Consider the following 9833-nt stretch of genomic DNA (forward strand, 5'->3'; position numbering starts at 1 on the left):
TCTCGCGAATCGCCTGCAGCACGCGGCCGAAGGGGGAGTTCACGATGCGCAGCAGCGCCAGCACCAGCACCACCGCGGCCACGAAGAGCAGGTAGTAGCACAGCAAGCGGCCGTCGAGCGAGACGCCGAGAAAAGGCTCCTGCGCGAACTCGAAGGACGGCGAGATCAGCTCCGGCAGCTTGAAGGTCAGCCCGTCCTCGCCACCGGTGAAGTCCGACAACTGCGAGGCCAGCGTCTGGAAGGCAGAGGCCACCGCCAGCGTGATCATCGCGAAGAAGATGGCCCGCACACGCAGCGAGAACAGGCCGATGGCGAGCGACAGCAGCAGCGACACGGCCAGCGCCGCGCCCAGCCCCAGCAGCAGCGCGCCCCAGCCCGGCCCCAGCCGCGTCGCGGAGATTGCGATGCCATAGGCGCCGATGCCGAAGAACATGGTGTGCGCGAAGCTCACGATGCCCGTGTAGCCCAGCAGCAGGTCGAAGCTCGCGACCAGCACGATGAACACCAGCACCTTGGCCGCGACGCTGAGCGCCTTCACGCCCGGGAAGATGAAGGGCGCGAAGGCGAGCCCGACGAGCAGCAGCACCAGCAGCACGGCCAGCACGCGGCTTCGCGGGAGGTCGTTGGACAGCAGGCGATTCAGCATCATGTCGCCCTCTTCACCGGCTGCTCGCCACCGGATACACACCTTGCGGACGCCACAGCAGCACCGCCACCATCAGCGCGATGCTGGCGAACTGCGTGGCCACGGGCAGCAGGAAGCCGGTGTAGTTGGTGAGCAGGCCGACCAGCAACGCACCGATCAGCGCGCCGGTGGTCGAGCCCAGGCCGCCGATGATGATCACGATGAAGATCAGCACGTTGACCTGCGCGCCCATCTGCGGGATCAGGTTCTGCTGGAACAGCCCCCACATCACGCCGCCCAGGCCGGCCAGCGCGCTGCCGACCACGAAGACGCCGATGAAGAGCCGCCCGATGCGGTAGCCGAGCGACTCGACCATCTCGCGGTCCTGCACGCCGGCGCGGATCAGCAGGCCGATCTTGGTGCGCGCGAGCGTCCAGGCCAGCACTCCGAAGACGACGAGCCCGACCGCCACCGCGAGCAGGCGGTACTTGCTGATCGCTGCATCGCCGACAAGCAGCGAACCGCGCAGCCCATCGGGCAGCGGCAGCGGGATCTGCCCCGGCCCCCAGATCACCTTGATGAGCTCCTCGCCGATGATCATGCCGCCCATGGTGATCAGGATCTGCTTGAGGTGCTGGCCGTACACCGGCCGCACGATGAAACGCTCGAAGGCCAGGCCGATCGCGCCGGCCACCGTCATCGCCACCAGCATCGCGGGGAACACCGCGACCAGGTTGCGCCAGACCTCCTGCGAGCCGGTCCAGTCCCCCATGCCGCCGAGCACCGTGCTGGCCACGAAGGCACCGAGCGCGATGAAGACGCCGTGGCCGAAATTGAGCACGTCCATCAGGCCGAACACCAGCGTCAGGCCCGAGGCGATGATGAAGATGATCATGCCCATGGCGAGGCCGGCGACGGTGAGCGTGAGCCAGGTCGAGAAGGAGCCGGTCAGCGGCAGCGCGACGAGCGCGAGCACCGGGACCAGCAGCAGCGGCTTCCAGTCGAAGTCGAGTTTCATAAGGCCAGCCCCAGCAGCGAGCGCTGCAGTTCCTCGTCGGCCGAGAAGGCCGCCATGCTGCCGCTGTGCACCACGCGGCCGTTGTCCATCACCGCGACCGTATCCCCCAGGCGTTGAGCGAAATGGAGGTTCTGTTCGACCAGCAGGATCGTCACGCCGCTCTTCTTCAGCGCGCCGAAGGCCGCGATCATGTTGTTGATGATCGCGGGCGCAAGCCCCTTGCTGGGCTCGTCGACGATCAGCAGCTCGCGCGGCTCCACGATCGCGCGCGCAACGGCGAGCATCTGCTTCTGCCCACCCGAGAGCTTGCCCGCCGGATGGTTCCAGAACTTCTGGACCGCGGGGAACAGCTCGAAGATCCACTTCAGGCGCGCGTCATCCATCTGCTCGGCGTTCTTAGCGCCGCGCGCCGCAAGCAGCATGTTCTCCTTGACCGTGAGGTCGGAGAAGATGCCCATGTTCTCGGGCACGTAGGCGATGCCGAGCTCGGCGATCTGCGGCGTGTGCAGGGCGGTGATGTCGCGTTCGCCGAAGCGCACGCGCCCTTGCGAGGCATGCCACAGGCCCATGATGGTCCGCAGCGTGGTGGTCTTGCCGGCGCCGTTGCGGCCCAGCAGCATGGTGAGTTCGCCCTTGGGGACAACGAGATCCACTCCGTGAAGGATGTGGTACGCGCCGATGTGCGTATGAACGCCCTCCAGCGTCAGCAAGTTGGCGCTCATCGGTCTTGTTCCTTCACAACGCCCAGGTAGGCCTCTTGCACCACCGGGGAGGCAATCACCTCCCCCGGCTCGCCGTCCGCCACCAGTTGCCCGTTGTGCAGCACGATGATGCGATCCGCCAGCTCCCGCACGACGTCCATCTTGTGCTCCACCAGCAGGATGGTCTTGCTCCGGTCCTTCTTGAGCGCACGGATCAGGTCCAGGATCACCGGCGCCTCGGCCGCGTTCATGCCGGCCGTCGGCTCGTCGAACATGAAGACCTTCGGCTCCAGCGCCATCAGCAGCGCCACTTCGAGCTTGCGCTGGTCGCCATGCGGCAGGCTGGCCACGGTCGCATGCTCCTTCGCCTTGAGCGCGACCTCGGCCAGGATCTGGTCGGCCCGTTCGGTCAGTGCGCGGTGATCGCTCCAGATGCTCCACAGGTTGAGCCCGCGCCGGTGCGGGCCCTCGCGCGTGGCCTGCACTGCGAGGCGCACGTTCTCGAGCACCGTCAGGTTGGGAAATAGGTTGGTCAGTTGGAAGGCCCGGCCCAGCCCTGCGCGCGTGCGCGCCGAGGCGCTCAGGCCCGAGAGCAGCTGGCCGTCCAGCGACACCGTGCCGGCGCTGGCCTTGAGCTGCCCCGAGATGAGATTGAAGTAGGTGGTCTTGCCCGCACCGTTCGGGCCGACGATCGCCGTCAGCGTGCCGGGTGCGAAGGCGCAGCTCACGGCGTTGACCGCGACATGGCCACCAAAGCGGATCGTCAGATCCTTGGTTGCGAGCATGGGATAGAGGAAGAAGGATGCGGGTACCGGACGCAGTGCATGCACTGCGTCCGGGGTCCGTTGTCTCAGCGCTTGTTCTTGATCGGAATGTCCATCTCCGACGCCTTGATCTCGTGCACCAGCTCCGGCACGCCCCAGGCGAAGGCCGGGTCGGCCTTGATCTTGAAGTGATACATGCTCTGCAGCGCCTGGTGGTCTTCCTTGCGGAAGGTCATCGGGCCCTTGGGCGTGTCGAAGGTCATGCCTTCCATCGTCGAGATCAGCTTGTTGGTGCCGGTGTCGCCGCCCGTCTTCTTGAGCGCCGTCACCACCGCCATCGCGGCGCTGAAGCCGCCGGCGGTGAAGAAGTCCGGCGGCGTCTTGAATTCCTTGTAGTGTGCCGCGACCAGGGCCTCGTTCACCGGGTTCTTCGGGATGCCGAAGTAGTAGTAGGTTGCGCCTTCCATGCCCGGGAACTGCTTGTAGCTGGCCATGGCGGGCAGGATGTTGCCGCCGGTGGCGATCTCGATGCCGTAGCGCTTCAGGTCGAGGTCGGCGATCTTGAAGGGGTTGCCCGCGCCGGCCCACACGATCCAGATCACCTTGCGGCCCGGCAGGTCCTTGAGCTTGTCGATCAGCCGCTGCGCGCCGGCGGTGAAGTCGGTGGTGTTCTGCGGCAGGTATTCCTCATGGACGATCTTGGCCTTCTTGACCGCGTCCTTGAAGGCCTTCACGCCGTCGCGGCCGAAGGCGTAGTCCTGCGCCAGCGTCGCGATGCTGACGCCCGGCTTGTCGAGCGCCACCGCATTGCTGATCGCGTCCTGGCTCGAGTTGCGGCCGGTGCGGAAGATGTACTTGTTCCACTTGTCGCCGGTGATCGAGTCGGCCACCGCAGGCTCGACCAGCAGGATCTTCTTGTACTCCTCGGCCACCGGCAGCATCGCCAGCGCCACGCCCGAGGACGTGGGGCCCACTGCCAGCGCCGCCTTGTCGTCCGCATAGGCCGCGGCCAGCAGCGACTTGCCGAGATCGGGCTTGCCCTGGTCGTCCTTCTCGATGACAACGATCTTCTTGCCGTTGACGGCCATGGTGCCGCCGGTGGCGTAGTTCAAGCCCATCATGAGGCCGGTCTGCGTCTGCTTGCCATAGGCTTCCAGCGGGCCGGTCTTGCTATAGACATGGGCGATGCGGATCTCGTTGGACTGGGCCAGCGCGGGGGTGCTCAGCGTGGAGGCGCCAAGAGCGGCGACGGCCGCAAGGGCGACCAGATGGCGACGGTGCATTCTTTGTCTCCTGAGGATGGATGACTGAATATTGCACAGTTCGTGCCAGGTGCAATCGCGTTGAAAGACAAGGACTTTCCCTCACGTCCCAAATGACAAGGCTGGAATAAGGACACCCAGATTGACCGAATTTCAGTCACATGCACGTTTCTCAGTCAGGGTTTTCCATGGCCGCGGGCGTGTCGCCAATAGATGGCCGCGTCCCCTCATGCCGCAGCGACCCGCGTTTCCGGGGCCGCGAACGCTACGCCGCGCCTGACAAGACGCCTTCAGTTGGCGCTTGAAGTCCACCAAAGACCATCGCCTTGCGGATGCGCGCAGCAGCTTCATTGGCACGGCGGGCAATGTCCATGAGTGAGGATGTGTCTGCAGCGTCGTTCGCGAGCATGCGCAGGTGGACTTCGGTCATGCCTTCCTCGGCGACCAGCACGTCGGCGAGCAGTTCACCGAGACTGCGCTGTTGGCCTACCAGAGGCTTCTCGAGGTGCTCGCCCCAAAAAACCAGCAGTGCGCCCACCATGGATATTGCCGACCAGAGCAGTTGCAGGTTGATTGAAAGTGACCCTGCAGTCTGGGCGGCCAACATCGCCGCACCCAGAATGCTTGCGAATCCGCCACTCAGGCGCGAGAGGCGCGCGCGCTGCATGCGCTTTCCGATCTCCTGGACGATGAAAGGCACGGCAACCTTCGAAGCGGCCAGCGTTTCGGCGACCAGCGCCTGCAACGCCTTCTTGCGACGAATGGATGCCGCTGCGGCCTCTGTCGTTCTTGGACCCAGTACAAAGCGAGTGTCGAAGAGTTCCTGCTCTTCAGGAAACTGAGCCCGAAGTCGATTCAATGCGGCCGGCTGGAGCGCCGCCAGTAGCGAGGCAAGGCCGCGTGTGGGAACCGGATCCGAAGGGCCGTTCACGTCGACATCATTCTCTTGGAGGCCCGCAGCGCTGACCGGCGACTCAGCCGCACCGACAGTGCCTTGTGCGTCTTCACTCCGGCGAAGACTGCCAGTATCCAGTAAAGGACGCAGGCGACGAGAAGTGGCCAGAACAGCACAGTTCCTTGTTGGCCGAATATCCAAACCGTCATGAAAGCGCCTGGAAAGAAGAGCAATGCGAACGCGCAAGCGTAGAGCAGGATCGTCGCCGCGGCCAGGGCAGCAAACGCCAAGCCTTCCATCAGGCCGGTCGCCGGATGGCGGATACAACGCCAGAGCCAGGCTTGGAATGCCTCTCGCCCTGCCCATCCTCCCAGGAGGATGAATACTGCCGCAGCGAGAGCGAAGAACGGCGCCAGTGCGACGTACAGCAGGATTCGTCCCACCCGCGCGGCGATATATCGAACGTGGTTCTGAGGCAGCTCCGGGGTTGGCAGCTGCGGGAACGAGCGCAGGAAGGCCGCCCGACTTGTGCGGAACATGACCAGGCTTGCCGCCGCACCCAAAAGATAGGTTGGACCCATGGCTTCCCAAATCGAAAGAAGGCGCCCGGGGCTTCGTGCCGCGGCATAGAGTCGCACCGCGAGCGATCCGCTCTTGACCGCCGTGCTTCCCAGATGCAATCGGGCGAGGTGAAGCTGACGCGACTTGGCAAAGCCTTCCAGTGCGGCCTGATCGACGAGGAGCGCTTCGTGCTTGCCGAAGGCACCCAGCAATGCTCCAGTCGTGTCCGCATCGAAGGCGCCCTTGATCGCTTCTGCCATCTGGACGTCAGTCACTTGCCTGGCAAAGCCTGCAGTGGCGCCACCACAATACGAAGAGCACCCGGCGCTGATGATTCTTACATCCGACGCGCCTGCCAGATCCTCCAGTTCGGAGAAGCGAAGCGTTCGTATCGTTTCACCTCCAGCGCCGCGCAGGACGAACGCCGTGTCTTCGACGTGGCCGACGACGACCAGGACGCCGCCTCGCATCCGTTCGAGCGTATGGGCAAGGGCACTTTCGACGAGAGCGTCTGCGCTCAGCAGGCGGTCCCCCGCGGCGCTCGCCATCAGGCGGAGCGAATCGACATCGCTCGGTGCGAACATCGCGGCGACCTGCATCCGCTCGCGCTTCACGGACTGCGCCAAGGCCTGGGCCACCTCGGTCGGGATATGCGATTCGGCCGGGGTCAGAAGACCTGGGTAGATCTGCTTGAAGTAGCTCGTCCGACCTGAAACCACCTGGCCGAGGACCCGCAACGGGCCAGTGGTCGGCTCGACGACGAAGACCTCTCCCTGCCCCAACAACTGCTTCATGTTCGGACCGAGGTTGGCCGCGCTCTCGCGCGACAGGACAAATCGCCTGGGCGCTGCAGATCCTTTCGGTTGAACCCGTGCCACGAGATCTGCGACGTCATCGGTGCTACTCGCAAGCGCGTGCCCCGCCGCGTCGCCGAGTTCCATGAAAAGCCTGGAACCATGCACGTCGACATAGACCACGCCCGCCCCGAGTCCTGCAGAGGCGGCCAGCACCTGCGTCTTGGACAACCGGGCCGACAACGGTGCCGCATGGCCCGCGGTTTTGCTGGCCTTTCCCAATTCCGCGAGCCAGCCGGCCTGCGCAGCGCCGGCGGCCGCGAGCAGCGCAGCCAGGACCAGGCCGCCAAACAGCCTTTGCATGGGTCAGCCTCCAAAAGCAAGCATCGACCGTCAACGGAACCGCCGTCACCAGCTTACAGACATCCTCTGCAACTCGCCATCCTCCAGATGGGGGCTGCGGGTGCACCCGAAGGCGCAACCAGCACTCAGTCCCGGCCGTCCAGCCGCTCGTAGAGCGTCGCGCGCGAGATCTTCAGCAGCCGCGAGGCCGCCAGCTTGTTGCCCCCGGTCGCCGCCATCGCCGCGGCAATGGCCTTGCGCTCCAGCTCCGCGACCTGCTCGGCCAGCGGGCGCAGCAGGGCCTTGTCGTCGCCAGCGGTCCTGCCCGGCGCCGGTTGCAGCGGGTCGGGCGCGGCGATCTTCTCCTGCCCGGTCTCGCGCAGGATGCGCTCCAGCTGCGCCGCGTCGATTCGCTGCGAGTCGCTGCGCATGGTGACCTGTTCCAGCACGTTGCGCAGCTCGCGGATGTTGCCGCGCCAATGCTGCGCGGCCAGCAGCGCCAGTGCGTCGGGCATCAGCTCGGGCGGGGCCTCGCCGCTGCGCAGCGCCATGTCCTCGCCCAGCGCTTCGACCAGCGCGGGGATGTCGGCGCGCCGCTCGCGCAGCGGCGGCACGCGCACCGGCAGTACGTTGAGGCGGTAATAGAGGTCTTCGCGGAAGCGCCCTTCCCGCACCAGCGCCGGCAGGTCGCGCGAGGTGGCGGCGATCACGCGCGCGTCGAAGGGCACCAGCTTGTTGGAGCCCAGCGGTTCGATCTCGCCCTCCTGCAGCGCGCGCAGCAGCTTGGCCTGCAGCGGCAGCGGCATGTCGCCGATCTCGTCGAGGAAGAGCGTGCCGCCGTCGGCCAGCTTGAACTTGCCCTCGCGTGCCTTGCGGTCGGCGCCGGTGTAGGCGCCCGGCGCCACGCCGAAGAACTCGGCCTCCAGCAGCGTGTCGGGCACGGCCGCGATGTTCACGCTGACGAAAGCGCTTCGGGCCCGGGCCGAGGCGGCATGGATCGCGTGCGCCAGCAGCTCCTTGCCGGTGCCGGTCTCGCCCAGCAGCAGCACCGGGCTGGAGGACTGCGCCGCGCGCCGCGCATGGCGCTTGACCTCCACCGCCGCCGGGCTGGCGCCGATGAAGCTGGCGAAGGTGTACTTGGAGCGCCGCTGGCCGTCCGCCGACTGCTGCCAGAGCGGGTTGTTGCGCTGGCTCGCAAGCTCGCGCCGCGCGTCGTCGAGGTCGCGTTGCAGCAGCGCGAACTTGCTGATCAGCGGCTGCAGCGTGTCCTCGGGATGGTCGAAGAGCACGATGCCGATGGCGCCGATCACTGCGCCGGCCGCACCGTCCTCGCGCTCCTCGCGCAGCGGAATGCGGCTGACCACGAAGGTGCCGGCCTTGTTGGTGAGCAGGTCGATCAGGATCGGCTCGCCAGTCTCCAGCACGCGGTGCATCAGCGTGTTGGGCACCACCTCCTCCACTGAATGGCCGAGGAACTGGTCGATCGACGAGAAGCCCAGCGCCGGCAGGAAGCGGCGGTAACCCTCGTTGACCCAGACGATGCGGCCGCTGCGGTCGACCAGGAACATGCCCTGGCTGATGCTGGAGAACAGATGGAACATCGAGCGCGCTGCCAGCGCCAGGATGCCTTCGGCATCGAGCGGCAGTGCGGCGGTAGGCGCGGTAACGGCTGACATTCCGGGATCGTAGCCTGTGCATCAATCGACGCCATCAACGTCATCAATGGCGTTGTCGCAACTGGCTACGATGCAGGGTTTTTCGATCTGCGGCAGGGGCTTGCAGGCGCGCGGGTGCGGTCTTGCTATGCTGCGCGCCTTGCCCTGCCCACCGGCTGCATCCGGCGCCAGCGACGCGACCCACCCGGTCGCCAGCCACGCCACTTTTTGCGGAACCTCATGAGGAACTCCCGGCTTCGCGCGCTCTGCTTCGCGCTTCCCTTCGCGCTCCCACTGGCGTTCTCGGCCTGCACGCTCCCGCGCCCGCCGGAGAAGGCCACGGCACCAACGCCCGCCCAGTGGAGCACGCCACTGCCCCACGGCGGCTCGCTGCCCGTGCTTGCCGACTGGTGGCGACAGCTCGACGACCCACTGCTGGTCGAGCTGATCGACGCGGCCCAGGCCGCCAGCCCCACCGTGGCGAGCGCCGCCGCGCGCATCGCCGAGGCGCGGGCTTCGCGCGTGGCTGCCGGCGCGGCACTGGCACCCAACCTCGGCGCCAACGCCTCGGCCAGCCGCAGCAATTCGCCCACCAGCGGCTTCAGCGGACTTGGCGGCACCGGCAGCACGGGCGCCAGCGCGGCGAGCACCTCGATCCCCGCGATCACCACGCTCCAGGCCGGCCTGCAGTCGAACTGGGAGGTGGACCTGTTCGGCGGCCTGCGCGCCACCCGCGACGCCAGCGAGGCCCGGCTCGACAGCGCCGACGCCAGGTGGCACGAGGCGCGCGTCTCGGTGGCGGCCGAGACCGCCAATGCCTATTTCGGCGAGCGCGCCTGCCGGCGCCAGCTCGCCGTGGCCATCGACGACACCCGGTCGCGGGCCGAGACCGCGCGCCTCAACGACCTGTCGGCGCGCGCCGGCTTCACCGCGCCGGCCGAAGCCGCGCTGGCGCGCGCCGGCGCCTCCGACGCCTCGGCCAGGCTGACCCAGCAACGTGCCCAGTGCGCCCTGCTGCGGCAAGCGCTGGTCGCGCTCACCGGCATCGATGGCCCGACGCTGCAGGCCCGGCTGCAGGCCGCGCCGGTCGAGCGCACGCTGCCGGCCGTGCATCCTGTCGGCAGCGTGCCCGCCGAGGTGCTGGCCCAGCGGCCCGACGTGTACGCGGCCGAGCTCGGCGTAGCCGCCGCCAGCGCCGAAGCCGGCTCGGCGCTGG

Annotated in this window: 9 protein-coding genes; 1 reads left to right on the top strand and 8 read right to left on the bottom strand. The window is 67.1% G+C overall.

Going from position 1 to position 9833, the window contains the following annotated elements; genetic code table 11:
- The 8 genes from APY03_RS44255 to APY03_RS21250 all read right to left on the bottom strand — a co-directional run.
- The coding region (locus tag APY03_RS44255) for a branched-chain amino acid ABC transporter permease (protein WP_232324361.1) at positions 1–646 on the bottom strand (646 nt) is incomplete at its 3' end.
- A gap of 13 nt (positions 647–659) precedes the next feature.
- Positions 660–1643 (bottom strand): branched-chain amino acid ABC transporter permease, encoded by a 984-nt coding sequence (locus tag APY03_RS21220; protein WP_068679716.1) that lies wholly within the window; start codon positions 1641–1643, stop codon positions 660–662.
- Positions 1640–2365, bottom strand: a complete 726-nt coding sequence (locus tag APY03_RS21225) for an ABC transporter ATP-binding protein (protein WP_068679718.1) — start codon at positions 2363–2365, stop codon at positions 1640–1642. The genes APY03_RS21220 and APY03_RS21225 overlap by 4 nt, the downstream gene beginning before the upstream one ends.
- Positions 2362–3129, bottom strand: a complete 768-nt coding sequence (locus APY03_RS21230) for an ABC transporter ATP-binding protein (protein ID WP_068679895.1) — start codon at positions 3127–3129, stop codon at positions 2362–2364. The genes APY03_RS21225 and APY03_RS21230 overlap by 4 nt, the downstream gene beginning before the upstream one ends.
- Before the next feature lie 65 nt (positions 3130–3194).
- On the bottom strand, positions 3195–4391 hold the full coding sequence (locus APY03_RS21235) for a substrate-binding domain-containing protein (RefSeq protein WP_068679720.1): 1197 nt from the start codon (positions 4389–4391) through the stop codon (positions 3195–3197).
- Positions 4392–4635: 244 nt separating this feature from the next.
- The gene (locus APY03_RS21240) at positions 4636–5301 is read right to left on the bottom strand and encodes a hypothetical protein (RefSeq protein WP_146039374.1); all 666 of its coding nucleotides are present in this window, start codon (positions 5299–5301) and stop codon (positions 4636–4638) included.
- On the bottom strand, positions 5298–6983 hold the full coding sequence (locus APY03_RS21245; RefSeq protein WP_068679724.1) for a hypothetical protein: 1686 nt from the start codon (positions 6981–6983) through the stop codon (positions 5298–5300). Before APY03_RS21245 ends, APY03_RS21240 begins: the two co-directional genes overlap by 4 nt.
- A gap of 125 nt (positions 6984–7108) precedes the next feature.
- A complete protein-coding gene (locus APY03_RS21250; RefSeq protein WP_068679726.1) occupies positions 7109–8638 on the bottom strand; it encodes a sigma-54 interaction domain-containing protein in 1530 nt (509 codons plus the stop codon).
- 219 nt (positions 8639–8857) lie between these two features.
- Between APY03_RS21250 and APY03_RS44260 the strand changes: the two genes are divergently transcribed.
- Positions 8858–9833 (top strand): TolC family protein (locus tag APY03_RS44260; protein ID WP_232324362.1); only part of this gene is annotated, 976 nt, incomplete at its 3' end.

It is taken from the genome of Variovorax sp. WDL1, assembly GCF_001541225.1.
Lineage (GTDB): Bacteria > Pseudomonadota > Gammaproteobacteria > Burkholderiales > Burkholderiaceae_C > Variovorax.

What these genes read in the sequence shown, in the direction of transcription:
- APY03_RS21250 (WP_068679726.1), bottom strand. Translation starts at nt 8,638, where the DNA reads ATGTCAGCCGTTACCGCGCCTACCGCCGCACTGCCGCTCGATGCCGAA.
- APY03_RS21235 (WP_068679720.1), bottom strand. Translation starts at nt 4,391, where the DNA reads ATGCACCGTCGCCATCTGGTCGCCCTTGCGGCCGTCGCCGCTCTTGGC.
- APY03_RS21220 (WP_068679716.1), bottom strand. Translation starts at nt 1,643, where the DNA reads ATGAAACTCGACTTCGACTGGAAGCCGCTGCTGCTGGTCCCGGTGCTC.
- APY03_RS21230 (WP_068679895.1), bottom strand. Translation starts at nt 3,129, where the DNA reads ATGCTCGCAACCAAGGATCTGACGATCCGCTTTGGTGGCCATGTCGCG.
- APY03_RS21245 (WP_068679724.1), bottom strand. Translation starts at nt 6,983, where the DNA reads ATGCAAAGGCTGTTTGGCGGCCTGGTCCTGGCTGCGCTGCTCGCGGCC.
- APY03_RS21225 (WP_068679718.1), bottom strand. Translation starts at nt 2,365, where the DNA reads ATGAGCGCCAACTTGCTGACGCTGGAGGGCGTTCATACGCACATCGGC.